This is a genomic window from Brevibacillus sp. SAFN-007a, assembly GCF_051967035.1.
GTDB lineage: Bacteria > Bacillota > Bacilli > Brevibacillales > Brevibacillaceae > Brevibacillus.
This window is the reverse complement of sequence record NZ_JBQCKK010000001.1, coordinates 148,262-173,224: the sequence shown is the minus strand read 5'-3', so window position 1 is coordinate 173,224 and position 24,963 is coordinate 148,262. Positions and strand designations below refer to the sequence as shown.

Genomic DNA, 24,963 nt, shown 5'->3' with positions numbered 1-24,963 from the left:
CAGATTCAGGCGCGCGGCTTCATTCTCGGGAATACCCTGCGCGAAGTGGGGAAGATCGAGCTGTATAATCGGCAAGCTCATCGACGGCCCGTCGAAAAAGCTCTATCGCCTGGTTCTTCCCCGAGCTTGGCTGGTTCTCTGCTACGACACAAATCGCATAGCGCGGCTCCTCCAAAGGAGCGTAGCCGACAAACCAAAGGTGATTTTTGGAATCGCTTGTACTCCCTGTCTGGGCGGTCCCGCTCTTCCCGGCAACCGGCCAGGAAGAGTCCAGCAACATTTGGGCGGTCCCATCCGTGACGACCTTGCGCATCATTTTGCGTAGCTTGCTCGCTGTCACATAATCGATTCCGGCGGCAGAGAGCTTCTGCTCCGGAAACTGGTAGAACGGCTGTCCGTTTCGATAGGCAATTTCCTTGACCAGACGTACCTGCGCGGGTTGGCCGCCGCGCAGGATCGTCACCATCATGTTCGCCGCCTGCAGGGGCGTCATCCGCACATCGCGCTGGCCGATGGCGCTCTGGATCAAGACGCCTTCGTCCTTGTAGGATACGTCCTTCGTAAACACGCGGCCGCTTTCTTCGCCATCGAGCTGTTTGAACCCGTCCAGCTTGAACAGGTGCGAAGTCGCATGTCCCACCTGCGTGGTCAAGCCCAGCCTGCTGGCGTACTCCTCCAGCTTTTCTGCGCCGACGCGTTTCGCAATCTCCGCAAACGCGATGTTGCACGACTGGGCGTAAGCCTCTTCCATCGTGACGTTGCCATGCCCTTCCTTTTTCCAGCAGGAAAAATGGTATTTGCCGTACTCGCCCGTACATGTAAACCGCTCCGTAGGGGAAATGACGCCCTCCGCCAAGGCGGCAGCGGCTACCACCGTCTTGAAGACAGAGCCTGGCGGAAGCTGCTTGAAGGCTCTGTTTTTCCACTCGCCTGCCTGGCCGCCTACATTGGTCTGGTCGTAGTTCGGACGGCTGACAGCCGCGAGAATATCGGCATTTTGCGCATCCAGTACGATGACGCTGCCTTCCCGCAGGCCGACCTGATCGGCTGCCGCCTCCATTTTCCGCTGGATCTCCACATCAAGCGTAGTCGACAGCGACAACGGGTAATAGTGATTGCTTGGCTTCATATAGCGAATATCCAGTCCACGAAGCGGCTTGCCCTGCCCGTCTACGTAGTAGGACAAGACAGACGGCTCCACTCCTTGCAAAAAGCGGTCAAAGCTTCTTTCCAGCCCGGATGCGCCGACGGTAGATTCCGCATTCATTTTGCCGCTCGCCCACTCGTCCGGGTAGAGCGACTCGACCATGGCCGGATTTTTGTGAATGAAGCCGATCAAATGCTTGGCCACTTCCTCTGTGCGATACCGCTCTGTCACCGCCAAGGCCACCACTCCGGGAATCGAGAGCTTGTTGACCTCGTCCGCCTGCTTTTGGGTAAGCTCGACCAGCTTGCCGGTTTCGCTGCGCAGAAGCAGCGGGACCTTTGCTTTTTCCATCGTCTCGGACAGCCGTTCTTTCGACTGGCCGGTTATTTCCGCCAGCCTGGAAAGCCCTTCCGTTCCTTCCAGGCTGCCGCGGGCAAGCGGAAACAAAATCAGCGCGAGATGCTCGACGCCTGTAAAGGCATAGCCCCCGCGATCCAAAATATCGCCGCGGCCGCTGTGCAGCACAAAGCTCTGCTGCCGCTGCTTCACCGAAGCTTTTACCAAATCGATTCCGCGCCGGGAAAAGCGATGGGGCGCGCCGAGCTGTATCCACCACAGTCTGGTCATCAGCCCCAGCCAGACTAGCGTCATCGCCAGCAACACGAGAAAATGCCGTCTCTTGATCCGTCGATCCAGCTGCATGCAGCTTCCCTCCCCGCCCTTTTTTTCCCAGTATTGCCGGATTAGCCGGGCGAAAAACTTTTTCACGTAAAAAACACACTGCAAATGTGCAGTGTGCTATCGTCGAAACCGTATGGAATGCTACAGCTTGGCTGGCTGCTGCTTTTCCAACAGAATGTTTTTGATTTTCGTCGACAAGAGGTCGAGTGCCACCCGGTTGTATCCGCCCTCGGGAATGATGACGTCCGCATAGCGCTTGGTCGGCTCGATAAATTGCAGGTGCATCGGGCGCACCACATTCAAATATTGATTGACCACAGAGTCCAGCGAACGGCCGCGCTCCTCGATATCGCGCATGATCCGGCGAACGATGCGCACGTCCGCATCCGTATCGACAAACACCTTGATATCCATGAGATTGCGAATCCGCTCGTCTTCTAAAATCAGCATCCCTTCGAGAATGATGACGTCCTTCGGATCTACCTGGATTTTCTCGCTCTTGCGGTTGTGTACCTTGAAATCGTAGATCGGCTTTTGGATCGCTCTTCCTTGCAGCAGCTCCTGCAAGTGCTGCAACAACAGGTCGTTGTCAAACGCGAGCGGATGGTCGTAATTCGTCAAGGCGCGCTCTTCTATACTCAGATGGCTCTGATCCTTGTAGTACGAATCCTGTTCGATCATGATTACGCTATCGTTGCGGAACTGGTGGTACAGCTCCTTTGCCACCGTGGTCTTTCCAGAACCACTGCCTCCTGCTACCCCAATCAATACGGGGTTACCCATGCCACATGTCCCCTTCCTCATGCTGCTTCTAACCATTTCGTCCTACGGCTGTACAGGTTTCTTCAAGCTAACAGCCAGTCCGTCCCCAACCGGTATAAACGCCGTCTCCAAATCCGGCCGCTCTGCCAAATGCGCGTTGAAGGCGAGCAGCTTGTCCACCATCGGCCGCTGTCTTTTGCCTGCTTCGTCTGGCGTCGCCACCCATCCGCGGAACAGGACGTTGTCGCTGATGACGAGTCCCCCCTCCCGAAGAAGGGGCACATACAAATCGAGAAACGCCCGATACTGTCCTTTTGCCGCGTCGATAAACAGGCAGTCAAACTGATAGGACTCAGGCAGTCCGAGCGTCGCATCGCGCGACAGAATCTCAATCCGGTCCGCGCAGCCCGCTTCCGCGATATTGGCCCGCGCCCGAGCCAGGCGTTCTTCATCTATGTCCATCGTGACAATCCGCGCTTGCGGTGCTGCTTCGGCAAGCCAAATGGTCGAATAGCCGATCGCTGTCCCTACCTCCAAAATCGCTTGGGGGCGATGCAGCAAGAGCAGCATTCTCATCACCTGAGCGGAAGCAAGCTGAATGATCGGAATATGTTCCGTGGCAGCTTCCTGTTCCAGTCGCGCCAGAAGTGGGGATCGCGCCGGAACCAGGCCCGACACATAGTCGTCGATTGCGGGATTGGTTATCATGATTTCACTCCTCTTTCGTTACAACCGCATTATTATAGCATACCTTGCCAAAAAGAACAGAGGAAACCCGGTTAGTTTCCCCTGCTTTTTGCATCATTTGCATGGTGCTCCGAAAGTGTTTTGGAGAAGTAATGCTCCGCGGTTCCGTCTTTTTTCGTGACGTAGAAAAAGTAGTCGTGCTTCGCAGGGTTGACAACCGCTTCCAGCGAGGCTTTGCCCGGATTGGCAATCGGTCCCGGCGGCAAGCCCGGATTGATGTACGTGTTGTAGGGGCTTTTTACCTTCAAATCCTCATACGTCAACCGATCCCGCTGCTTGCCCAAAACAAATTGCACCGTGGCGTCCGCCTGCAACGGCCATTTATCCCGAATGCGGTTATAGTACACGCCGGCGACAACTGGCCGCTCCTTGTCTACCGTCACTTCCCGTTCGACGATGGACGCGAGGCTGACTGCCTCATCCAGCGTAAGCCCGCGCTGTTTGACCTGCTCCGTCCACTCCGGCTGCCATACTTTCGCGAATTGGGCCAACATCTTCGAGACGACCTCATGTGCCGTGGCGTCCTTGTTCACCTCGTACGTCTCCGGGAACAGATAGCCTTCCAGGCGGTGCTTGCGTTCTTTGTTTGCCGGAATCTGTGCCACAAACTCGTATTCGGGGAATTCCCCTTCGTTCACTTCTTTCAGAAAGGCAGCTTTCTCGACAATGCCCTCCTTGTCCAGATGCTCGGCAATCTGCTCAATGTTCCAGCCTTCCGGGATGGTAAAACGCACGGCGTTCGCGACCGTCTTTCCCTCTGCCATCGCCGTGAGCATATCGTCTATGGCTTGTCCTGTTGTAAACTGGTACTCTCCCGCCTTCAACTGCGGGGCCACGCCTTTGTACTTCACATAGTACTGGAACAGTTCGGCGTTGCGGATCAGCCCTTGTTCTTCCAGCAGTCTGCCGATTTCCCGCGCGGAGGAGCCAGTGGGAATCGTCACGTTTTTGGCCGTTTGCGGACCATCGACAGGTTGCAGTCCTGCGTATACATACCACGCTACTCCCCCGACGGCCACGATGGCGAGGAGCAACAAAGCCACCAGCCACCTGACAAGTCGGCCGCCCCTCCTGCGCTGATACGCAGCAGGTCTGTCTGATTTGAAATCAGGCTTCGCTGACATTGGTTTCAAGCTAGAAATCCTCCCTTTAGGGTCTCTTCTCTCCATCCCGTCTATTATACAAAAGGTGTCATTCGCTGTCACGGCATACGGGTTTTTGGCGAAAAAAGACAACACAGAGAGAACGTTTGGCGAGCGCCTGTACCCGCTTGCCGTTGGCTGCTCCCGTTTTGTAAACGTATTCCGCCACCTGATAGGAAAAAGAGAGGGCATGCGCCCCCTCCCCAAATGTTAATGTTAGATCCCGTCTTTCTCCAAATCGGCAATCAATGTTTCGAAGGTTGCTTCTACTTGCTCCCACTCTTCATCGTCTTCGATTGGCTGGAGCATGTCCGTACCGTCGTAGCGCAGGAAGTGAACCTCGTACTCTTCTTCTTCCTCCTGATCGACCGGAACGAGCACCAGATAGCTACGGTCTTCGATATCGAAAATGTACATGATCCGAAAATCGCGAGGCTCCTCCGTTCCCTCTTCTGTCAGGGCAATCACGTCGCCTACTTCGAATTCTTCCATCATCTCTTCACTCACTTTGGGTCACCTCGATTTTGCGTCCAAATATCCTTGCAGGATCAATATGGCCGCCATTTTGTCAATTACTGTTTTACGCTTTTGACGGCTGACATCCGCAGAGATCAGCATCCGCTCCGCTGCCGTGGTCGTCAATCGCTCGTCCCACATGTGGACAGGAAGAGATGTCCGTTCCTCCAAAAGCTTGCCGAATGCCTGGCACATCTCGGCGCGCGGTCCGATTGTGCCATTCATGTTTTTCGGCAACCCTACTACGAAAGCACCTACTTGATAGTGATCTACCAATTCCTGAATGCGGGCCAAATCTTTTTCTTTGGATTGCCGCTTGATCGTTTCCACCCCTTGGGCGGTCCAGCCCAGCTCATCGCTCACTGCGACGCCGATCGTCTTGTCGCCGACATCCAATCCCATTACTCTCGTCATGTTCAAGGTCTACTTGCGCTCGGACAAGTAAACGGTCACCAACTCTTCTATGATTTTGTCCCGTTCCAGTTTGCCAATCAGGCTGCGCGCGTTGTTGTGGCGTGGGATAAACGCCGGGTCGCCCGAAAGCAAGTAACCAACGATCTGGGTGATCGGGTTGTATCCTTTTTCCTGCAGAGCTTTGTACACCTCTGTCAATGTTGCCTGCACATCCTCCGTATTCGCTTCCTTGGGCACCGTGAATTTCATGGTATTATCCAACGAACTCACAATCAACACCTCGATTTCCTTCCAGACTTAAAGGTTGTATGGACTTTTCGCTTCCTTACTGTATTCGACTCGGATGCAAGCTACTCCTTGTCGATTTTGCAAATTTCTTGGCGGGAATCGGCTATTTCGCTACGGCCTGGCTTTTGACAAGCTCCCCGACCGCATCCAATGCCTCTTGCAGCTTGGAAGGATCTTTTCCGCCCGCCTGCGCCATGTCAGGACGGCCGCCGCCGCCGCCGCCGCAACGAGCTGCCACTTCTTTGATGATTTTGCCGGCGTGAACGCCCTGCTCCATCAGGTCTTTGGTGACGCCCGCGACGAGGTTGACCTTCTCGCCATCGACAGAGCCAAGCACGATGACAGCGGAACCGAGCTTGTTTTTCAGCTCGTCCACCATGCCGCGCAGGTTGTCCATATCGGAAGCAGACACGCGTGCCGCGAGGACGTTCATGCCATCTACCTGCTTAAGCTGATCGGTCAGGGCAGCCGCTTCGATGTTGCCGAGCTTCGCACGGAGCGATTCGTTTTCCCGTTGCGCTTCCTTGAGTTGCTGCTGCAAGCCTTCCACGCGTGCAGGGGTTTCTGCCAGCACAGGTGCTTTCAGGGCTTGCGCCACTTCTTTCAGTATCGTGAACTGCTGATTCAGGAACTGGTAAGCCCCGCGCCCGGTCACGGCTTCAATCCGGCGTGTCCCTGCCCCGATGCCGCTTTCGCTGACCAGCTTGAACAACCCGATTTCCGCCGTGTTATTGACATGGCATCCGCCGCAAAGCTCCAGGCTGTAGTCGCCGACTTTGACCACGCGCACGATGTCGCCGTATTTTTCGCCAAACAGCGCCATAGCGCCCATTGCTTTGGCTTCCGCCAGCGGTTTGTGGGAAATCTCCACCGCCAGGTTTTCCCACACTTTTTCGTTGACGATCGCCTCGATGCGCTCCAGTTCTTCCGGCGTGATCGCGCTGATGTGCGTGAAGTCGAAGCGCAAACGCTCCGGCGCCACGAGGGAACCTGCCTGATTGACGTGCGGCCCCAGTACGTCTTTGAGCGCCTGATGCAGCAAGTGTGTTGCGGTGTGGTTTTTCGTAATCGCCAGGCGAGCTTCGCGGTTCACTTCCGCGCGCACGGTGTCGCCTTTGCGCAGCGTCCCCGCTTCTACGATGACCGAGTGAACGTTTTGGCCCTTTGGCCCTTTTTGCACGTCGGTTACGCGCGCTTTGACAGAATCGGAGAGCAGGTACCCTTCGTCGTTGATCTGACCGCCGCTTTCCGCGTAGAATGGCGTCTGGTCGAGAATGACCTGTACCGTTTGGCCTTCTTCTGCTTCTTCAACCAGCTGGTTGTCCAAAATAATCGCTTCTACTTTTCCTGTTGCTACCAATTCAGTATAACCAACAAACTCGCTTGTAACCGTCAATTCGGACAGCGGACCGCCCTGGATTTGCATGCTGTCCACGTCCTGACGCGCTGCACGCGCACGCTCGCGCTGCTCCTCCATCGCTTGCTCGAAGCCGTCGCGATCCACGGTCAGACCTTGCTCGCTCGCAAAGTCCTCTGTCAAGTCGACCGGGAAGCCGTATGTGTCGTACATTTTGAACACATCTTGACCGGACAGCTGCGATTGCCCGCTTGCTTTTGCCGCCTGCACCATCTCGGACAGGATTGCCAGTCCATCGTTCAGCGTCTCGTGGAAGCGCTCTTCCTCGGCGCGAATGACTTTTTCAATAAACTCCCGCTTTTGCACAACCTCCGGGTAGAATTCGCCCATCATGCGGCCGACCGTCTCGGTCAAGCTGTACAGGAACGGCTTCTCCACGCCCAGCTTTTTGCCCATGCGCACAGCGCGGCGCAGGAGGCGGCGAATGACGTAGCCGCGGCCTTCGTTGGAAGGAAGCGCTCCGTCGCCGATGGCGAACACGACCGTGCGCGCGTGGTCCGCAATGACTTTCAGCGCTACGTCCAGCTCAGGGTTGGACTTGTACTTCACGCCAGAGATCGCGCTCGTTTGCTCGATCAGCGGGAACAACAGGTCGGTTTCGAAGTTGTTGTCCACGCCCTGGAGAATGGAGGCCATCCGCTCCAGCCCCATGCCGGTGTCGATGTTTTTCTTAGGCAGCGGCGTGTACGTGCCGTCCGGGTTGTGGTTGAACTGGGAGAACACCAGGTTCCACACTTCGAGGTAACGCTCGTTTTCGCCGCCCGGATACAGCTCCGGATCGTTCGGATCGTTGCCGAACTCCTCTCCGCGATCATAGAAAATTTCCGTATTCGGACCGCTCGGACCTTCCCCGATGTCCCAGAAGTTGCCTTCCAGACGAATGATGCGCTCTTCCGGAATGCCGATTTTTTTGTTCCACAGCTCAAACGCTTCTTCGTCTTCCGGGTGAATGGTGACGGAGAGCCGCTCCGGATCAAAACCGATCCATTTCGGGCTGGTCAAAAACTCCCATGCCCACTCAATCGCTTCTGCCTTGAAGTAGTCGCCGATGGAGAAGTTGCCTAGCATTTCGAAGAACGTATGGTGGCGAGCAGTCCGGCCGACGTTTTCGATATCGTTGGTCCGGATTGATTTTTGCGAATTGGTAATGCGCGGGTTGTCCGGAATGATGCGCCCGTCAAAATACTTTTTGAGCGTCGCCACGCCGCTGTTGATCCACAAGAGGGACGGATCGTCGATGGGAACAAGCGGAGCACTCGGCTCGATGCGATGGCCTTTTTCTACAAAAAAGTCAAGGAACATCTGGCGGATTTGATTGCCTGTCAGCTTCTTCATCTGCATTCTCCTCTATTTAGAAAATAAATAAAAAAAGCTCCCATCCCCTCAGGGACGAGAACTGTTTTTTCTCGCGGTACCACCCTGCTTACAGACTCCCTTGCAGGCCACAACGGCACGGACAGTCTGTCGCTTTTGGGCATGTAACGGTGCCAACCCGCCGGTTTTTGCCCGGTCTTAGGAGTAGCCTTCCGTTGCACTTCTTCTGAGCGCCCTCTCAACCGTGGAGCACCCTCTCTGTAGAAGGTCTGCAGCGTACTCGTTCCCTCATTGATCTCACTTGTACTCATTTGTTCGTATTATAAATTTTTTCCCTGACCGATGTCAACTTTCATGCATCAGGACAGCGATTCGGCTAATCACTACCTTGCATACGGCGAGCACAGGCACCGCCACGATCAAGCCGATAATCCCCCCGAGCGTCTCCCCGACCAATAGCGCCACGATGATCGCAAGCGGATGCAGTTGCAAGGAGCGCCCCACGATGTTGGGCGACAGGATATTTCCTTCCAGCACCTGAATGACGAGGTTGACAGCGACGACGAACAGCAGCATTTTCGTCGAGATCGTCAAGGCGACAACCATCGCAGGCGCTGCCCCGATCAAAGGCCCGATGTAAGGAATGATGTTCGTCAGGCACACAACCGCAGCGAGCACAAACGGATACGGCATGCCGATCAGCCAATAGCCGAGATAAGCCAGCACGCCGACAACCAGCGCCACGATCATCTGCCCGTGTATGTAGTTCCCGAGCGATTCGTTGATGTCACGCAAGACGACCAGCACCTGCTTGCGGTACGGCTTGGGCACGATGGACATGCCCGTCTCGTGCAGCGCCTTCATGTCCTTGAGAAAATAAAAAGCGATAAACGGCACGATGGCATAAGCGAACAGCTTGCCAATGGAATGGCGCATGCTGTTGACGAACTGGGTCACTGAGTGGGACATCCCTTCCTGCGACTGGATAATCACCCGATCTACCCCGTGCGAGATGCTGTCCGGCAAAAAGTATTTGTGCGCCTCCCACTCGCTCATCCACTTGTAGTACCACTCCATCAGTCGGGGCAAATCGTCGGACAGCTCCGCCAGCTGAATCGTAAACACGGGAATCGCGTTGATGACAGAAATCGTAATGACCAGCACAAACGAAGCGTAAATCAGCAGGACGGCCATCAGCCGCGGAACTCTCCTTTTTTCCAGCAGCTGTACAATCGGGTGAAGCAAGTACGCGATGACCAACCCCAGCAGAATGGGAATCAGCACTTCCTCCATAAGAGCAAACAACTGCGCGAGGACCGGACGAAGCATCCACAGCAGGTTGCCGATGACAAGCAACGCGATCAGCCAAAGCGCAGCAGCAAACAAACGGCTTCGGCGCAGTTCATCCACGAAGGACACCTCCTCTCCCTTTCCATTAGAGTGCGTTCTTCGTACAAAAATCATGTAACCTATTGACACTGGGGAAACGCCACAGTAGTATGGAGTTACAAGAGGATATCTCCAAAGGGGAGTAGCTTTTTCGCAACATAGTCGTCATTACGGGAGAAATCCCCGGCTATGTTGGCAACATGTTTTTCTGATGTTGTAAGCAAGACCTTTGCCTAACAGGTAAAAGGTCTATTTTTGTTCTCAAGCGGCCTTTGCCTGTCCAAGGAAAGGTCGTTTTCTTTTGTCTCCCTTTACACACACTATAGGAGGTATCAAGAAAACGGCCGGCGGATGACTCGCTTTTCTTATCAAACAGGATGAGGAGGAAGAGAAAAATGGAATTATTGTTACAACCTGAATTTTGGTCTGCTCTGCTTGCCATCATCGTCATCGACCTTGTCTTGGCCGGAGACAACGCGATTGTCATCGGGATGGCTGCGCGAAATCTGCCTGCCGAACAGCAAAAAAAGGCGATTATCTGGGGGACGGTCGGTGCGATTATCATCCGGGCTTTGGCGACGCTGGCCGTGGTCTGGCTGCTGAAAATCCCGGGCCTGCAGCTTTTCGGTGGCTTGATTCTGATGTGGATTTCCCTCAAGCTGCTCGTCTCGGATGACGGTCACGAAAACATGAAGGTGAGCGGAAGCCTTGGTGCAGCGATCTGGACCATCATCGTCGCCGATACGGTGATGGGTCTCGATAACGTCATCGCCGTTGCCGGTGCCGCGCATGGCGATTTTCTGCTCGTCGTCATCGGACTGATCATCAGTGTGCCGATCATGGTATGGGGAAGCACGCTGATTTTGAAGTTCATGGAACGTTTCCCGATCATCATCTACATCGGGGCTGGCGTTCTCGCCTATACTGCGGCCAGCATGGTCACAAACGAGAAATTCCTCACGCCGTTCTTCGCCGCGTACCCATGGGTTAAATGGCTGTTCATCGTCGCTGTCGTGGTCGGCGTACTGCTGATCGGACGCATGAAAAGCCGGCAGCAAAAACGACTGGCCGAACAAAACTAATCCATCGCCCAAAAAGCTCCGTCGTCTCGATGCGACGGAGCTTTTTTGCGTACAAAAAAAGCACCCGAACTCCATCCTATGTTCGGGTGCTTCTGAACGTTCCTGTTGCCGCCAAAGTCTCGTTAACGGGTAACCGCCCGCATCAGCTTGCGTCCCGTCTTCATCATGCGCGTCACATCACGCATGGAGAACGGCAACCGATTCCAATTCAGCGAAAACCGACTGCGGCGGCGCGGGGCCATCAAATAGCCGATGACAGCCACGATTCCGCTTGTGGCAAGGACGCGCAAAAGGCTTCGAGTAAACAAGCGTGCCACCTCCAGTTTGTTTGTACCGCATGAGCAGCAGCTACATGTTCAGTTGTGCGGAAGCGGTCTGATCTTCCATAAACAGATCATTGAGCGAATGCAAGGACCCGTCTTCCTCCACCTGGTAGACAGAAGCAATCTGCTCGTTGGAAACGCTCATCTCTATAAAGCAATTCCAGCAGTAGTATTGATTGGTTCCAATCTTTCCTACATCTTTGGAACTGCAGTTCGGGCAAATAACACGCATCACGCTTTTTCCTCCCTTATCACGCCTAGCTACGAACAAAGTCCGGCACGATCAGGTTTTCCTCCCCGATGATGACGGAAGCCGGTACAGACAGGCGCTTGCGCCCTTCTGTCACATCTGCAAACCAGCCGTTAGACAGTTCGTACCCTACAAGTTTCTCCCAGTTTGCTGAAAAGTAAACATCTTCCAGTCTGCCCAGGAGTTCTCCGGAAGCGGTAATGACCGCTTTCCCTTTCAGCTTTGTTTTTCCCGTCACGATGCCGACAGGTTCAAACCCGGCGAGATGAGGCAAGGGCGTGATCGCGTCTTTTCCCGATACGGTCAGGCAGGACTCCCCTACCGCATGAATCTGTTCGGTAGGAATATAGGTGCCAGAATGGAACCAACCCTGCTCGCTCAGCAAGACTCCTCGTACATGCCAAGTGGAGTCGCAAAGAATGTCGCGCACGGTGCCAAGCGTCTCTCCGGACTGGAGGCAAACAACTGGCAAACCGACTACATCCATTGCCTTGCGCATGTGGGACATCCCCCTTCCGCTCTTTTAGTATCGGGCGAAAGGCGTCTGTCCATTCGGCGCAAATGGTTCCAGCTTCACTCCTGCTTGAGCCGCTGCTCCAAATAGCTGTACCGCACGCCTTCCTCATCGGTTTCCACGGCCGCGCGAAACGCATCCGGCTCCCCGCACATGATGAGAAAAGACTTGCTCCGCGTAATGCCCGTGTACACGAGCTTGCGCCTGAGCATTCGGTAGTAGCTTTTGACGAACGGCATCACGACGATCGGAAATTCGCTCCCTTGTGATTTGTGTACGGAACAGCAGTAGGCAAGCGTCAGTTGGTGGTAATCCGAACGCTTGTACACCACTTCCCGATTGTCGAAGGCAGCGACCAGCATTTCCTGATTCTCTGCGTTTTCGTTCGGGAAAAATATCGCAACAATTTCACCCATATCACCGTTGAACACCTGTTCCTCGGCATTATTCACCAGTTGCAGGACCTTGTCGCCTGTGCGAAAAGTCATGTCGCCGAACGTCACCTCGCGCTTTTGCGGGGTCTTCGGGTTAAACAGCTCCTGCAGTTCTTCATTCAACCGGTTTACCCCGGCATTGCCTTTGTAAATAGGGGCCAAAACCTGTACATCTTTTGCCGTATACCCTTTTTTTACGGCTGCCAGGCAAATTTGTTTCACCGCTTCGGGTACATCTTGTGGCGAACTTGTGAAAAAACGCCGATCCGGAGTCGTATCGAGCAAATCGGCCGGGACGTGGCCTTTGCGCACATCGTGCGCCAGCCGGATGATGGTGGACTCTTCGGCCTGGCGATAAATCTCCGTCAGTTGTACCAGCGGCAGCAGGCCGGAACGGATCATGTCGAGCAGCACGTTTCCCGGACCGACGGACGGCAGCTGGTCGGGGTCGCCGACCATAATGATCTGCATGTCATCGGGCACGGCGCGAAACAACTGATTCGCCAGCCAAATATCGACCATCGACATCTCGTCCACGATCAACAGTCGGCCGCGAATCGGATGCTCCGCGTCGTGCTCGAAGCTTTCGCCTTTGTAGCCCAACAGACGATGGATGGTCATGGCGGGCAAGCCTGTCGTCTCCGTCATCCGTTTGGCAGCGCGACCTGTGGGAGCCACGAGCAGGATCGGGAACGGATTTTCTTCGTTGTATGTTTTTAGATCGAGCGACAGGCCGTGCAACTGTGAAAAGACGCGGCAAATCCCGCGAATCACTGTCGTTTTGCCTGTACCCGGTCCGCCTGTCAAAAGCATCAGCCCGGACGTGATCGCCTGCTCAATGGCATCTCGCTGCGTCTGGGCATACGTGATGCCCAACTCGTCCTCTACAGCCCCCAGGGCACGGTAAAATTCGGAGGCCGGGAACGATCCGAACGAATCGCGCTTCGCGAAGTGGCGCAATCGCTTGGCAAGCCCCAGCTCGGCAAAAAACAAGGAAGGCAGGTAGACGCGCTCGTCTTCCCAGACAACCTTGCTCGCCACAAACAAAGCCTCGACGGCGTGGGTAATCTCTTCGCCAGAAAAGGCGTGGCCGCCGCATTCCGTCAACAGACGGAGCGTCTTCTCGCAAAGCTCCCCCACGGGCAAATAGACGTGGCCTTCCGAATAGGACGCCTCCTGAAGCACAAACAAGGCCGCCGCTTTTACGCGCTCTTCCGACGAAGCCGCGATACCTGTCGCGCGGGCAATGTCGTCTGCCCGCTTGAACCCGATCCCGGCGATGTCCTCGATCAGGCGGTACGGCTCTTCCTTGAGTACCCTCATCGTCTCCAGCTTGTACGTCTGATAAATGCGAAGCGCCAGATTCACGCCGATCCCGAAGTCGTACAGAAAGACCATCGCGCTCTCCAGCGAGCGATGCTCCAGGACAGAGTCGTAAATGAGTTTGGCGCGCGATTCGGAAATGCCCGGGATTTCGGCAAGCCGTTCCGGATGATCCGCAATAATCGTCAAGGCATCTACCCCAAGGTGCTCCACGATGCGCTTGGCCAGCTTTTTGCCGATGCCCTGAAACAGCCCGCTGGCCAAATAGCGCTCTACGCCCGCCAGCGTCCTGGGCGTTTCCCGCTCGTAACGCTTGGCCACATACTGCTGGCCAAAGCGCGCATGCATCTTCCACTCGCCGTAAAACGTGTACAGCTCGTCGGGATGCGGACGAGGAAAGTTGCCGACAATGATGACTTCCGATTCCTTGAGTGCTTCCGTCGTCTCTTCTATTTTTAGACGAATCACGCCGTACCACGTTTCTTCGTTGTAAAAAATTTCGTGTGTCATGTAGCCGCGAATAAAGGGTTCCGCAAACAGGGAGATTGATTGCTGCGCCTCCATCTCACCCTCTCCTCTCTTGCTTGCTCCAAAAGAGCCAAAGTGGCACGAACAGAAACATCCACTTTACCGGGAAAAGTGGATGTTTCTCGCAGTCATATGTTTTCCATTGTAAAGCGTTTTCCCTGCTCTGACAACCGCTCAGCCATCCGGGCAATCGTCTCCGCCGCGGCCTGCTTTACGTCACGATTGTCGATGATGTCGGGGCATAGCTGACAATTTCCAGAACGATGACGGTGCTAAGCGCAATCGTTTGGCCGGTCGGCACGGCAATCTCCAGCTTTCCCACTCCCGCCCCTCCCGGCGTATACGTGGAAAGCCCGCCCATTTGCATGATCCCGTTGATATATACGTTGTAGTAGCTGTTGCTGGCCGGGAGCGCGGGGAGAGAAGTGGCCGCTGTGCCGTCATCCTTTAGAAAATCAGTTGCCTGGACCGTCAACGTCGCCGGTCCGATCACAAGAGCCAATGTTCGGCGAAAAAATCTCGTGACAGTGGGAACCACGTTGGTCGTCGTCGATGCGGTCAGGACCAATTTCAAAATTTCCATTGCCCTCCTCCTTTCCCTCTGATCTGTTGCTTGCGCAAGATGTGCAAACATGGCGGACGAACGACGGAGCCGTGCGCTTGTTTTGACCGCGATCGCTACGAAGAGGCAATGGCGATGAATTGCAGAATCACGGTCGCGTCCTTGGCAGGAGCTTCCTGGGCGAGCAGCCGCAGCCTGCCTTTTGCCACCTCGTACAGTACAGGCGGCTGAATCAGCCCGTTAATAAACAAATTCACCACGGACACGTCCTCGGGGCCAACAATGCCGCCTGTGCTGTACGGCAGGCACGCATCCTCGTCTGTGTAAACCAGCTTGGTCCCGTCAGAGATGGCGCAAAAATAATGGCACTCTGCCCTCAGCAGCTTTGGCTGCCTGATTGGTTCCGCCTCCCTGAGCAGCGGAGCCTCGATTCGTTTCGTCTGTGTCTCGGCAGCGTTGGATGCTTGATTCGTTAACATGCTCTCTCCTTGAAAACCGACGTCAGTAGTAACGTATGCTTGGCAGATTCGGTTGGCATCCATTCAAACAACCATTTTTTTCCATAAAAATGACCAACTGGACGTATGCGGTTGGCGAAGCCTTCTGCCCTTGTTCCGGTGGCAAAAAAAACCGCCCGGAAGCGTTCTTCTGCTTCCAGGCGATTTTCGCTGGTGTTTTGCGTCACTGCTTTGCTTATTTGCTGCGCACGAGACGGCGAACGATTTCTGCCACGGTCTGCGCTGCTTGTCTTGCTTCCTCGACGGTATTCGTCATCCCGAAGCTGAAGCGGATCGCCGACCGGGCGATCTCCTCCTTCAGCCGCATCGCCACAAGCACATGCGACAGCTCCAGGGAGCCTGACGTGCAGGCCGAGCCGCTGGCGGCTGCGATCCGTGCCAAATCGAGATTCATCAGCATGGTTTCGGTATGCACGCCAGGGAAGCTGACATTGAGAATATGCGGCAGGACATTTGTCGGGTGTCCATTTACCTGGTATGCGATTTTCGTCTCTTCCCAAACGGCGAGCATGGCGGCCTTCATGCGCTTGTATTTGGCAACACGGTCTGCCATCTCTTCCGCCGCTACTTTTGCCGCTTCGGCAAAGCCGACGATTCCGGCCAGATTTTCCGTTCCCGCCCTGCGCTTGCGTTCTTGCGACCCGCCGTGCAGGATCGGCATAACCGGCACTTTGCGACCGAGGTACAACGCCCCCACTCCTTTCGGGCCGTTGATTTTGTGCGCCGAAACGGAGAGCATGTCCACAGGCAGCTGTCTTGCGCGAATCGGCAGCACGCCAAAGGCCTGAACCGCATCGGTATGAAAAATAATGCCTTTTTCCCGCAGGAACTCTCCGATTTCTTCGATCGGCTGAATCGTCCCCACCTCGTTGTTGCCGTACATGATGGAGACGAGCACGGTATCCGGGCGGACCGCCTGCTTCACGTCCTCCAGGCGGACAGTGCCTGTCTCGTCTACAGGCAAGTACGTCACTTCAAATCCGGCCTGCTCCAAATATTCACAGGCATGCAGGACGGCGTGGTGTTCGATTTGCGTCGTAATGACGTGGCGGCCGCGTTCGCGCTGCGCCATCGCCCCGCCGATGATCGCCATATTGTCGGCCTCGGTTCCGCCGCTGGTAAAGATAAGCGATTGCGGATCGGCATCCATAAAGCTCGCGATCGCATCCCGCGCTTGCTCCAGTGCCTTGCGCGCCTCGCGTCCGGCACCGTGGACACTGGACGGGTTGCCGAATACTTGCGTCAGGTACGGAGTCATCGCCGCGAGTACGCGGGGATGTACCGGAGTCGTCGCAGCGTGGTCAAAATACAACATGTCAGACACTGTGTCACCTTCTACTGGCTTGGTAGTCGTACTTAAATGTAAAACATATAGTTATCGGTATGTCCGTCGTCTTCATAGCTAATCAAATCCTGAAGCGAGGTGGAATCGAGCACGGCGGATATGCTGTCGCGAATGCGCAGCCACAAATGACGCTTCGCCGGGTCCTCTTCTTCCGCAAACTCAACCGGACTGATCGGACCTTCCAGTACGCGAATGACATCCCCGGCGGAGATTTCATTCGGTTGTTTCGCCAACACGTAGCCGCCGTAGGCTCCGCGAATACTTTTCACCAATCCTGCATTGCGCAAAGGCGCAATCAACTGCTCCAAATAATGCTCGGACAATTCGTGCTTCTGGGCAATGCTGCGCAAGGAGGTCGGGCCTTCTCCTACCCGGTTGGCCAGCTCCATCATGATCGTCAGTCCGTAGCGTCCTTTCGTCGAAATCTTCACGTAGCAACTCTCCTCTTATTCTTGGGTTTACCCACTCCCTTCCCCTACATGACTTGGGCGTCCTGGGACACACTAGCATCTTAGGGGGGTGAAAGCAAAATGGCAACGAACAAACGCTCGGTCCAAGGACGCAACCACCCGTCCGACACCTTGTACGACCAGCCTGCGGGCACAATTGCCCACAAAGCCCGCTACGGGGCAAGCGAGCAGAGCAAACAGCCGAATGAAAACGGTGATTTGCCGAACAAACCCGGCGGAGATGTCCGCACCTGATGTTTCTGCTCCCCCGTTATTCGGGGGAGTTTTTCTTGGGCAGTCCGCGCGCATCCAGCTTTTTCCGCTCTTCCTGAAAGCGCCGGATGTGTCGCTCATAGCCAAAATCCTTGGGCTGGTAGAACGTGTCATGTACACCGTCAGGCAGATACTGTTGGGGCACGTATCCATACGGGTAATCATGCGGGTACAGATATCCCTGACCGTGTCCCAGCCTGGCTGCGCCCTTGTAGGCCGAATCCCGCAAGTGAATCGGAACCTGCTTGTGGCCATCGGTCCGAATCCGCTCCAGGGCGGCATTGATGCCATTGTAGGCAGCGTTGCTTTTCGGCGCCGTAGCCAAATAGGTCGTCGCCTGGGCCAGAGGGATTCGGCCTTCGGGCATCCCCACCAATTCTACCGCCTGAAAGCAGGCAACCGCAACCGAGATCGCCTGCGGATCGGCATTTCCAATGTCCTCGGAAGCCGAAATCACCAGTCGGCGGGAAATGAAGCGGGGATCTTCGCCCGCGTCAATCATCCTCGCCAACCAATAAAGCGCGGCATCGGGATCGGAGCCGCGGATCGATTTGATAAAAGCCGAAATCGTATCGTAATGATTGTCGCCGCTCTTGTCGTAGCGAACAGCGCGGCGCTGGATGGACTCGACAGCCACGTCCAGGGTCACCGTCACACTGCCGTCCGGGTCAGGAGGCGTCGTCGTCGCTGCCAGCTCCAAGGCATTCAACAGCCGTCTGGCGTCTCCTTCCGCATACTGGATGAGATGCTCCGCCGCTTCCGTGGTCACCTTGACGGACAGTTCTGCGAGTCCGTCTTCTTCGTCGTTCAGCGCCCGCTCCATGACCTGCCGCAACTCCTCGTGCGACAGCGGTTGCAGGGCAAACACCTGCGAGCGCGACAGCAACGCCGGATTGACCTCAAAATAAGGATTTTCCGTCGTGGCGCCAATCAAAATAATCGTCCCATCCTCCACGTAGGGAAGAAGCGCGTCTTGCTGGGACTTGTTGAAGCGATGAATCTCGTCGATGAACAGCGTCGTCCGCTGGTTGTCCATCACGAGCCGTTCTTTGGCGGCTTCCACGACTTTGCGGATGTCCGCTACTCCTGCCGTGACCGCGTTCAGCTCGGAAAAATGCGTGCGGGTGGTGCGGGCAATCACTTTGGCCAGCGTCGTTTTTCCCGTGCCGGGCGGACCGTAAAAAATGAGCGAGGATACTTGGTCGGCTTCAATCGCCCGGCGCAGAAGCTTGCCCGGTGCCAAGATGTGGGATTGACCGATCACTTCCTGGATCGTCTTGGGCCGCATGCGGGCAGCGAGCGGCTTTTGCTTGCGGCCTCCTTCTTGGTCATAGGCATACGAAAACAGATCGTTCATGCTAGCCTATCCTTTGGCGGGCTGCCAGCCCAGCAGGTCGCGCACGACGACGCTGGCCAAAATCAGACCCGCTACGGATGGGACGAAAGCGTTGCTCGCCGGGGGCTGCCGCACTTTGCTGATCGGGGAGTTCGGGTTGGTCACGATTTTTTCCCGGACATCTGTGCGCACGGTCACCGGAATCTCTTTGGAATATACCACCTTGACGCCTTTGTAAATGCCTTTTTTGCGCAGCTCGCGGCGAATGACCTTGGCAATCGGATCATAGCTCGTCTGCGAAATATCCGCGACCTCAAAGCGGGTCGGGTCCATCTTGTTGGCGGCTCCCATGCTGGAGATGATGGGAATGTGGCGACGCTTGGCTTCCTGGATCAGATGCAGCTTGGCAGACATCGTATCCATGGCGTCCACGATGTAATCAAGCTCATGGGCAAACAGCTGCTCGGCGGTCTCTCCGTTGTAGAACATGTTGAGCGTCACGACTTCGCATTCCGGATTGATCGCGGCAATGCGCTCTTTCATCAGTTCTGCCTTCTTCTGTCCAATCGTGTGGAGCGTCGCGTGAATTTGCCGGTTGATGTTGGTGATGTCAACCGCGTCCTTGTCCACCAGCACAAGCTTGCCGACACCGGTGCGGGCAAGCGCTTCCACGGTAAAGGAACCTACGCCGCCAATACCGAGAACGGCGACGCGGCTGTTTTTCATTTTTTCCAAACCTTCGGGACCGAAGGCCAATTCACAGCGGGAAAATTGATGAAGCATCGCAAGTTTCACCTTTCATTCGCAAGTAAAATGATAGTCAATCGGAAAAGTAGGAATCGCAACGAAAAAAGGAGCCCCATTATGCCGTGTTGCTCCTTAGTTTTGAACCTGCGGATCGCAGGTGGGTGTCTTGCCCAACTGTTGCAGACGTCCACTCGATGGAGGCATGCCTTTACAATTGCGGACGAAAAACTCCCGAGACAAACTTTGTGGCTCAAAACTATCGGATGTCACGAACATCGCAGGGCTTGTAGCTAGTATTACCAATGTATCAAAGAGCAATGCAGTTGCGCAAGTCGATTACGCTTCTACCTTTTCTTCTTCTTTTGCCAGCGTGGCGATGGACAGCTCTGCCAGCTGCTTGGGCGTTACCACATCCGGCGCATTAACCATCAGGTCGCTCGCGCTTGCCGTTTTCGGGAACGCGATGACTTCGCGCAGGTTGGTACGGCCGGCCAACAGCATAATCAGGCGATCCAGACCGAGCGCGATGCCGCCGTGTGGAGGCGTGCCGTACTCGAACGCATCCAGAAGGAAGCCGAATTGCTCATGCGCTTCTTCTTGTGTGAAGCCGAGCGCCTTGAACATTTTTTCCTGGACATCGCGTTTGAAAATCCGCATGGAACCGCCACCCAGCTCGTAGCCGTTCAGGACCATGTCGTACGCTTGCGCACGGATTTGGCCCGGATCGGTGTCGAACAGATGCAGGTCTTCGTCTTTTGGACGCGTGAACGGGTGGTGCAGCGCGACATAGCGTTTGGCTTCCTCATCCCACTCCAGCAGCGGGAAGTCGACGACCCACAGGAAAGCGAACTTGCTGTGGTCGATCAGGCCGAGCTCGGCTCCCAGCTTGGAGCGCAGGGCGCCCAATGCGTCCGCAACGACTTTCGGCTTGTCGGCCACGAACAGGAGCAGGTCGCCTTCTTCTGCTTCGAGGCGCTTCTTCAGTTCGTTGATCTCTTCTTCCTTGAAGAATTTGGCGATCGGGCCTTTTACTTCGCCGTCCTTGAAGCCCATGTACGCAAGTCCTTTCGCGCCGTAGCGGGCCGCGAACTTTTGCAGGTCATCCGCTTCCTTGCGGGAGTAATGACCGCAACCTTTGGCGTTGATCGCTTTTACTTGTCCGCCGCCAGCGACCACGCTTGCGAACACCTTGAAGTCGCTGGTCGCAACCAGGTCGGATACGTCTGTCAGTTCCATGCCGAAGCGTACGTCCGGCTTGTCGGAGCCGTAGCGAGCCATCGCTTCCGCGTAGGTCAGACGCGGGAACGGAGTCGGCACTTCCACGCCGATCGTTTGCTTGAAGACGTGCGCCACCATTTTTTCCATCATCGGCAAAATTTCTTCCATCGACAGGAAGGACGTCTCGATGTCCACCTGGGTAAACTCAGGCTGACGGTCAGCCCGCAAGTCTTCGTCGCGGAAGCAGCGCACGATTTGATAGTAGCGCTCCAGACCCGACACCATCAACAGCTGCTTGAACAATTGCGGCGACTGCGGCAGCGCGTAAAATTCGCCCGGATGCACGCGGGATGGGACGAGATAGTCGCGCGCGCCCTCCGGCGTGCTCTTGGTCAGCATCGGCGTCTCCACTTCCACGAAGCCGTTCTCATCGAGGAAGTCACGGAATGCTTTCGCCGCTTTGCTGCGCAAAATCAGGGAACGCTGCATTTCCGGACGGCGCAGGTCGAGGTAGCGGTATTTCAGGCGAACCTGCTCGTCAACATCAATGTCGTCCTCGATGGGGAATGGCGGCGTTTTCGCATCGTTCAGGATGTGAAGCTCGGAAATGTGAACCTCGACTTCACCCGTTTTCAGCTTCGGATTGACTGCCTCCGGCGCACGTTTCACGACGCTTCCTTTTACCACCAGGACGTACTCGCTGCGCACCTTGTCCGCCGCTTCCCACGCTGTTTTGTTATGCTCCGGGTTGAAGACGATCTGTACGATTCCCGTGCGGTCGCGGAAGTCGATGAAAATGACCCCGCCGAGGTCGCGGCGCTTTTGCACCCAGCCGTTCAATACGATTTCCTGTCCTACGTGTTCAGTTGTCACTTCACCGCAATGCACGGTGCGATATTGCCAAGACATGATGATTTCCCTCACTTTTGGTTTGTTGTTTTGCTAGTGTGCTTGTTGGACTTTCGCAGCCAGGACCGCGACAAATTCGTCCTGTCTGATCTCCTGCTGCTCGCCTGTTGCCATTTCCTTCAGGACAATGGTGCCGTTTGCCAGCTCGGACTCCCCGATGATCGCGGTAAATCGGGCAGAGAGGCGATCTGCCTGCTTCAATTGCGCCTTCATTTTCCGGTCGAGATAGTCCAGCTCAGCGGCTACCCCGGCCTGCCGCAACTGGTCTACGAGAATAAATGCGGCTCTTTTCGCTTCCGGCGTCTGCACGACGACGAAGCAATCGATTCCGCCTGTAACCGGCAGCTGCACCCCTTGCTTTTCCAGCGCAAGCAGCAGGCGCTCGATGCTCAGCGCGAAGCCGATTCCCGGCATGTCGTCGCCGCCCAGCTCCGCGACCAGACCGTTGTAGCGTCCGCCGCCGCACAGCGTTTCCACTGCGCCGATCTCCGCCATCTTGATTTCGAAAGCGGTCAGCGTGTAGTAGTCCAATCCGCGCACCAGACGCGGGTTGACGTGAAATGGAATGCCGAGCGCAGTCAGGTAGCCCTTCACTGCTTCGAAGTGAGCCGCCGACTCTTCGCTCAAATAATCCAGAATGGATGGAGCGTCTTTGGTCAAGGCTTTGCACGTTTCGTTTTTACAGTCGAGGACGCGCAGCGGGTTGCGATCAATCCGGGATTGGCAATCCTCGCACAGCTCGGAGCGCACGCCGTTCAAATGCGCCAGCAGATGTTCGCGGTGGCGAGAGCGATCTTCTACCGTCCCGACGCTGTTCAGTTCGACGGACAGCCCTGTCAGCCCCAGCTCCTGGTACAGACGAATGGCAAGCCCGATCACTTCGGCGTCAATCGCCGGATCGCTCGAACCGATCGCTTCGGCTCCGAATTGCACGAATTGGCGGTAGCGTCCTGCTTGGGGACGCTCGTGGCGGAACATCGGCCCCAAATAGTACAGCTTGGTCGGCTGATTAGGCGAACCGTACAGCTTGTTTTCCACATAGGAACGAACGACGCCCGCCGTCCCTTCCGGACGCAGCGTGAGCGCGTCGTTGCTGCGCGGGTTGGCCACGCTGTACATCTCTTTTTCCACGATGTCCGTCGTCTCGCCTACGCCTCGCTGGAACAGCTCGGTACTCTCGAATAGCGGCGTGCGAATTTCCGCGTAGTTAAAGCGGCGGCACAGGTCGCGGGCTTTTGCCTCCACGTAGTGCCACAGCTCTACGGTACCCGGCATGATATCTTGCGTACCGCGGGGAATCTGGATTCTCGTCATTCCTCTCGAACCTCCATGTCTTTTGAAAAACTTGGGCTACGCCAAACCCCAGGATGAGAAAACCTCTCCGATGCCAAATAAAAAAGTCCCTCGCCTCCTGACATTCAGCAATCCGCCACATGTCAGGGACGAGAGACTGGTTATACTCCCGTGGTGCCACCCTGTTTGAACAGCCTTGTGCAAAAGGCTATCCCACTTATTTAGCCGTTAACGCCGACACACGCCTGCCAGTTACTGAAGAATCGAGGACGAAGCCTCGCCCGTTCACTGCGGTCTTCGGGGATGTCCTTCACCAAGTCGTGATACGAAAGCACTCTCAGCCACGGCGCTTCCTCTCTGGTTATCCGTTTTCTTGGATACTTGTTCCCGTCATCAGATCTGGTTGTATCAAAAAGCTTACTGTGAATCATAGCAAACCGGCCAGCGGGCGTCAACAGGCGCTCCATAAAACTTTTTTTACTCAGGTGATCGGCAAGGACGCCTGCCCGTGCGCTTCCTTTATGGCGCAATCGACGCCCCTTCCGTAGATTTCGTCCAGTTCGCGCAGCTTGGTTTCCACGAGCGTCTTGTACGTCTCGTTGTAGGTTTTCGGGTCTTTCGGATTCGGAAAACGCTTCAGCTTGCCGCTGCCCGGCGCCATGAGCTTGGAGACGGCGCCGCAGCCAAGGCCGAGAATCGTCTGCACCTCTTCCATAATCATGATGTTGTAGATGCTCTCTTGGCCGGGCTTGGCGTAGCCGACATTCTCCAGGTTACCCAAAATGTTTTTTTGGCGATACAAATAATAGGGATCGTAGCCGTTCGCGACTGTCCAGGCGGAAGCCATCTCCATCATCCTGCTGATCTCGTCGCGGCTGGCTACCTTGTAGCGCTCCTTGTTCCGGGTCATCTCGGAAGCTCGTTTAAACGACAAGGTATGCACAGTCAGCGAGGCTGGCATCAGCTTCTCCACTTCTTCGAGACTGTGCGCCAGCTCGGCCACTCCCTCGTTGGGCAGCCCGATAATCAAATCCATGTTGATGTTCGTCAGGCCCATTTCCATGGCGAGATGGTACTTTTCAATCGTCTCCTCGACGGTATGGTGGCGGCCGATCGCGCGGAGCGTCTCTTGCGTGAACGACTGGGGATTGATGCTGATGCGGTCAACCTCCCAGCGCTTCATCACCGCAAGCTTTTCCGCCGTAATCGTATCCGGCCTGCCCGCTTCCACCGTCAACTCGCGCACCCCGTCCATATGCGGAAAGCTGCGATGCATCGTCTCAAACAGCTGGTTCAGATCCTCGGCCGTAATACTCGTCGGCGTGCCTCCCCCGAAGTAGATGGAGGTAATGCGCTGGTCGTTTTTCGTCAGCCACTCGCCCACCTTTTCGATCTCGTAATGCAGCCCTTCGAGGAACGGATGGACCGAAGCGGTATGACTGCGGATCGCATAGGCAGGGAACGTACAGTACGCGCACTTCGTCGGGCAGAAAGGGATGCCGATGTACACCGACAGCTCGCGGTCGATCTGGTACAGGTCGGGCACCACCTGAAGCTGCTTGTCGACGATCGCTTGCAAGAGCTTCAGCTTGTGCGGGCGCAAAATCACATCCTGCTGGAGCTGTCTGTGCGCTTCCTCGCGTCCGACGCCAGCCACGTTCAACTGGTGTAATAGCTTGGTCGGGCGAATTCCCGTCAGGATGCCCCAGCCTTGCTCGATGCCGGTATGTTCCTCCAGCATCAGCAGCAAGGCGTAGCAGAGCGCCTGCTTGGCCGTTTTGCGCATCGCCTTTTCGTCACGCGAGACGTAGTTGCGTTTGACTTGACGGGCGATCTGCCTGTTTTCGGCGAAAAGCTCGCCCGAAGCCACAACCCCGTCGTCCTGCACCGTCAGTGCCAGCTTGATTCGCATAGCAGCATCGCCTTCCCAGGAAGAGACAAAGGCGAGCGCGGGATCTTCGTAAAACAAGGCGAGAATCAAGGAGAGTTCGCGCTCGAACGCGTGACCCTCGCATTTTATTTGAATCATGACCGTTCACCTG

General features: G+C 55.8%; 24 protein-coding genes, 1 other RNA gene and 1 other annotated feature. Of the genes, 2 read left to right on the top strand and 23 right to left on the bottom strand.

Going from position 1 to position 24,963, the window contains the following annotated elements; all coding sequences use genetic code 11:
- Positions 1-19: 19 nt before the first annotated feature.
- The 9 genes from ACTHO6_RS00835 to ACTHO6_RS00795 form a co-directional block, all read right to left on the bottom strand.
- Complete coding sequence (locus tag ACTHO6_RS00835) at positions 20-1,849, bottom strand: peptidoglycan D,D-transpeptidase FtsI family protein (RefSeq protein WP_440238368.1); 1,830 nt, start codon at positions 1,847-1,849, stop codon at positions 20-22.
- Between the two features lie 120 nt (positions 1,850-1,969).
- Positions 1,970-2,611: a uridine kinase gene (udk, locus tag ACTHO6_RS00830; RefSeq protein WP_440238366.1), complete on the bottom strand. Its 642-nt coding sequence runs from the start codon at positions 2,609-2,611 to the stop codon at positions 1,970-1,972.
- 42 nt (positions 2,612-2,653) lie between these two features.
- Positions 2,654-3,298 (bottom strand): O-methyltransferase, encoded by a 645-nt coding sequence (locus tag ACTHO6_RS00825; protein WP_440238364.1) that lies wholly within the window; start codon positions 3,296-3,298, stop codon positions 2,654-2,656.
- 71 nt (positions 3,299-3,369) lie between these two features.
- Positions 3,370-4,470, bottom strand: coding sequence for an endolytic transglycosylase MltG (mltG, locus tag ACTHO6_RS00820; RefSeq protein WP_440238362.1), 1,101 nt, complete (start codon positions 4,468-4,470; stop codon positions 3,370-3,372).
- Positions 4,471-4,695: 225 nt separating this feature from the next.
- Positions 4,696-4,986, bottom strand: coding sequence for a DUF1292 domain-containing protein (locus ACTHO6_RS00815; protein ID WP_005832492.1), 291 nt, complete (start codon positions 4,984-4,986; stop codon positions 4,696-4,698).
- Positions 4,987-4,992: 6 nt separating this feature from the next.
- Positions 4,993-5,409 carry a Holliday junction resolvase RuvX gene (gene ruvX / locus ACTHO6_RS00810; RefSeq protein WP_440238360.1) on the bottom strand — a complete coding sequence of 139 codons (417 nt, stop codon included), beginning with the start codon at positions 5,407-5,409 and terminating at the stop codon, positions 4,993-4,995.
- Positions 5,410-5,418: 9 nt separating this feature from the next.
- Complete coding sequence (locus ACTHO6_RS00805; RefSeq protein ID WP_440238358.1) at positions 5,419-5,679, bottom strand: IreB family regulatory phosphoprotein; 261 nt, start codon at positions 5,677-5,679, stop codon at positions 5,419-5,421.
- Positions 5,680-5,800: 121 nt separating this feature from the next.
- Positions 5,801-8,449 carry an alanine--tRNA ligase gene (gene alaS, locus ACTHO6_RS00800; RefSeq protein ID WP_440238356.1) on the bottom strand — a complete coding sequence of 883 codons (2,649 nt, stop codon included), beginning with the start codon at positions 8,447-8,449 and terminating at the stop codon, positions 5,801-5,803.
- A 324-nt stretch (positions 8,450-8,773) separates the two neighbouring features.
- Positions 8,774-9,838: an AI-2E family transporter gene (locus ACTHO6_RS00795; RefSeq protein WP_440238354.1), complete on the bottom strand. Its 1,065-nt coding sequence runs from the start codon at positions 9,836-9,838 to the stop codon at positions 8,774-8,776.
- Positions 9,839-10,212: 374 nt separating this feature from the next.
- Between ACTHO6_RS00795 and ACTHO6_RS00790 the strand changes: the two genes are divergently transcribed.
- A complete protein-coding gene (locus ACTHO6_RS00790; protein ID WP_440238352.1) occupies positions 10,213-10,899 on the top strand; it encodes a TerC family protein in 687 nt (228 codons plus the stop codon).
- A 122-nt stretch (positions 10,900-11,021) separates the two neighbouring features.
- On the opposite strand, the gene ACTHO6_RS00785 is transcribed toward ACTHO6_RS00790, so the two are convergent.
- The 8 genes from ACTHO6_RS00785 to cymR all read right to left on the bottom strand — a co-directional run bounded on the left by ACTHO6_RS00785 (position 11,022) and on the right by cymR (position 17,127).
- Complete coding sequence (locus ACTHO6_RS00785) at positions 11,022-11,216, bottom strand: hypothetical protein (protein ID WP_420913691.1); 195 nt, start codon at positions 11,214-11,216, stop codon at positions 11,022-11,024.
- A 31-nt stretch (positions 11,217-11,247) separates the two neighbouring features.
- Positions 11,248-11,454 carry a hypothetical protein gene (locus tag ACTHO6_RS00780; protein WP_440239382.1) on the bottom strand — a complete coding sequence of 69 codons (207 nt, stop codon included), beginning with the start codon at positions 11,452-11,454 and terminating at the stop codon, positions 11,248-11,250.
- Between the two features lie 25 nt (positions 11,455-11,479).
- Positions 11,480-11,971 carry a PRC-barrel domain-containing protein gene (locus tag ACTHO6_RS00775; protein WP_440238350.1) on the bottom strand — a complete coding sequence of 164 codons (492 nt, stop codon included), beginning with the start codon at positions 11,969-11,971 and terminating at the stop codon, positions 11,480-11,482.
- A gap of 74 nt (positions 11,972-12,045) precedes the next feature.
- On the bottom strand, positions 12,046-14,307 hold the full coding sequence (gene recD2 / locus ACTHO6_RS00770) for an SF1B family DNA helicase RecD2 (RefSeq protein WP_440238348.1): 2,262 nt from the start codon (positions 14,305-14,307) through the stop codon (positions 12,046-12,048).
- Positions 14,308-14,482: 175 nt separating this feature from the next.
- Positions 14,483-14,854, bottom strand: a complete 372-nt coding sequence (locus ACTHO6_RS00765) for a DUF4183 domain-containing protein (RefSeq protein WP_440238346.1) — start codon at positions 14,852-14,854, stop codon at positions 14,483-14,485.
- Between the two features lie 95 nt (positions 14,855-14,949).
- Positions 14,950-15,312, bottom strand: coding sequence for a DUF4183 domain-containing protein (locus tag ACTHO6_RS00760; RefSeq protein WP_440238344.1), 363 nt, complete (start codon positions 15,310-15,312; stop codon positions 14,950-14,952).
- Positions 15,313-15,526: 214 nt separating this feature from the next.
- Positions 15,527-16,675, bottom strand: a complete 1,149-nt coding sequence (locus tag ACTHO6_RS00755) for a cysteine desulfurase family protein (RefSeq protein ID WP_440238342.1) — start codon at positions 16,673-16,675, stop codon at positions 15,527-15,529.
- A gap of 32 nt (positions 16,676-16,707) precedes the next feature.
- Positions 16,708-17,127 (bottom strand): cysteine metabolism transcriptional regulator CymR, encoded by a 420-nt coding sequence (gene cymR / locus ACTHO6_RS00750; RefSeq protein ID WP_440238340.1) that lies wholly within the window; start codon positions 17,125-17,127, stop codon positions 16,708-16,710.
- Positions 17,128-17,226: 99 nt separating this feature from the next.
- On the opposite strand from cymR, the gene ACTHO6_RS00745 reads away from it, so the two are divergent.
- On the top strand, positions 17,227-17,400 hold the full coding sequence (locus ACTHO6_RS00745; RefSeq protein ID WP_440238338.1) for a hypothetical protein: 174 nt from the start codon (positions 17,227-17,229) through the stop codon (positions 17,398-17,400).
- A 16-nt stretch (positions 17,401-17,416) separates the two neighbouring features.
- Here ACTHO6_RS00745 and ACTHO6_RS00740 read toward each other — a convergent pair whose 3' ends face one another.
- The 6 genes from ACTHO6_RS00740 to ACTHO6_RS00715 form a co-directional block, all read right to left on the bottom strand.
- Positions 17,417-18,775 carry an AAA family ATPase gene (locus ACTHO6_RS00740; protein ID WP_440238336.1) on the bottom strand — a complete coding sequence of 453 codons (1,359 nt, stop codon included), beginning with the start codon at positions 18,773-18,775 and terminating at the stop codon, positions 17,417-17,419.
- A 6-nt stretch (positions 18,776-18,781) separates the two neighbouring features.
- Positions 18,782-19,537 (bottom strand): tRNA threonylcarbamoyladenosine dehydratase, encoded by a 756-nt coding sequence (locus ACTHO6_RS00735; RefSeq protein ID WP_440238334.1) that lies wholly within the window; start codon positions 19,535-19,537, stop codon positions 18,782-18,784.
- Between the two features lie 69 nt (positions 19,538-19,606).
- Positions 19,607-19,788: non-coding RNA, 6S RNA (gene ssrS / locus ACTHO6_RS00730), on the bottom strand.
- Positions 19,789-19,837: 49 nt separating this feature from the next.
- On the bottom strand, positions 19,838-21,628 hold the full coding sequence (gene aspS / locus ACTHO6_RS00725; protein WP_440238332.1) for an aspartate--tRNA ligase: 1,791 nt from the start codon (positions 21,626-21,628) through the stop codon (positions 19,838-19,840).
- A gap of 33 nt (positions 21,629-21,661) precedes the next feature.
- Positions 21,662-22,942 carry a histidine--tRNA ligase gene (gene hisS, locus ACTHO6_RS00720; protein ID WP_440238330.1) on the bottom strand — a complete coding sequence of 427 codons (1,281 nt, stop codon included), beginning with the start codon at positions 22,940-22,942 and terminating at the stop codon, positions 21,662-21,664.
- A 121-nt stretch (positions 22,943-23,063) separates the two neighbouring features.
- Positions 23,064-23,324, bottom strand: a binding site (T-box leader).
- A 78-nt stretch (positions 23,325-23,402) separates the two neighbouring features.
- Positions 23,403-24,950, bottom strand: a complete 1,548-nt coding sequence (locus ACTHO6_RS00715) for a coproporphyrinogen III oxidase (protein WP_440238328.1) — start codon at positions 24,948-24,950, stop codon at positions 23,403-23,405.
- Between the last annotated feature and the right edge of the window lie 13 nt (positions 24,951-24,963).

Bases quoted from the DNA above. Each gene is read 5' to 3' on its own strand.
- aspS (WP_440238332.1), bottom strand. From the start codon at position 21,628: ATGTCTTGGCAATATCGCACCGTGCATTGCGGTGAAGTGACAACTGAA.
- hisS (WP_440238330.1), bottom strand. From the start codon at position 22,942: ATGACGAGAATCCAGATTCCCCGCGGTACGCAAGATATCATGCCGGGT.
- ACTHO6_RS00835 (WP_440238368.1), bottom strand. From the start codon at position 1,849: ATGCAGCTGGATCGACGGATCAAGAGACGGCATTTTCTCGTGTTGCTG.
- ACTHO6_RS00745 (WP_440238338.1), top strand. From the start codon at position 17,227: ATGGCAACGAACAAACGCTCGGTCCAAGGACGCAACCACCCGTCCGAC.
- ACTHO6_RS00735 (WP_440238334.1), bottom strand. From the start codon at position 19,537: ATGCTTCATCAATTTTCCCGCTGTGAATTGGCCTTCGGTCCCGAAGGT.
- ACTHO6_RS00740 (WP_440238336.1), bottom strand. From the start codon at position 18,775: ATGAACGATCTGTTTTCGTATGCCTATGACCAAGAAGGAGGCCGCAAG.
- ACTHO6_RS00760 (WP_440238344.1), bottom strand. From the start codon at position 15,312: ATGTTAACGAATCAAGCATCCAACGCTGCCGAGACACAGACGAAACGA.
- alaS (WP_440238356.1), bottom strand. From the start codon at position 8,449: ATGAAGAAGCTGACAGGCAATCAAATCCGCCAGATGTTCCTTGACTTT.
- ACTHO6_RS00775 (WP_440238350.1), bottom strand. From the start codon at position 11,971: ATGCGCAAGGCAATGGATGTAGTCGGTTTGCCAGTTGTTTGCCTCCAG.
- udk (WP_440238366.1), bottom strand. From the start codon at position 2,611: ATGGGTAACCCCGTATTGATTGGGGTAGCAGGAGGCAGTGGTTCTGGA.
- ACTHO6_RS00790 (WP_440238352.1), top strand. From the start codon at position 10,213: ATGGAATTATTGTTACAACCTGAATTTTGGTCTGCTCTGCTTGCCATC.
- ACTHO6_RS00780 (WP_440239382.1), bottom strand. From the start codon at position 11,454: ATGCGTGTTATTTGCCCGAACTGCAGTTCCAAAGATGTAGGAAAGATT.
- recD2 (WP_440238348.1), bottom strand. From the start codon at position 14,307: ATGGAGGCGCAGCAATCAATCTCCCTGTTTGCGGAACCCTTTATTCGC.
- ruvX (WP_440238360.1), bottom strand. From the start codon at position 5,409: ATGACGAGAGTAATGGGATTGGATGTCGGCGACAAGACGATCGGCGTC.
- ACTHO6_RS00715 (WP_440238328.1), bottom strand. From the start codon at position 24,950: ATGATTCAAATAAAATGCGAGGGTCACGCGTTCGAGCGCGAACTCTCC.
- ACTHO6_RS00765 (WP_440238346.1), bottom strand. From the start codon at position 14,854: ATGGAAATTTTGAAATTGGTCCTGACCGCATCGACGACGACCAACGTG.
- ACTHO6_RS00825 (WP_440238364.1), bottom strand. From the start codon at position 3,298: ATGATAACCAATCCCGCAATCGACGACTATGTGTCGGGCCTGGTTCCG.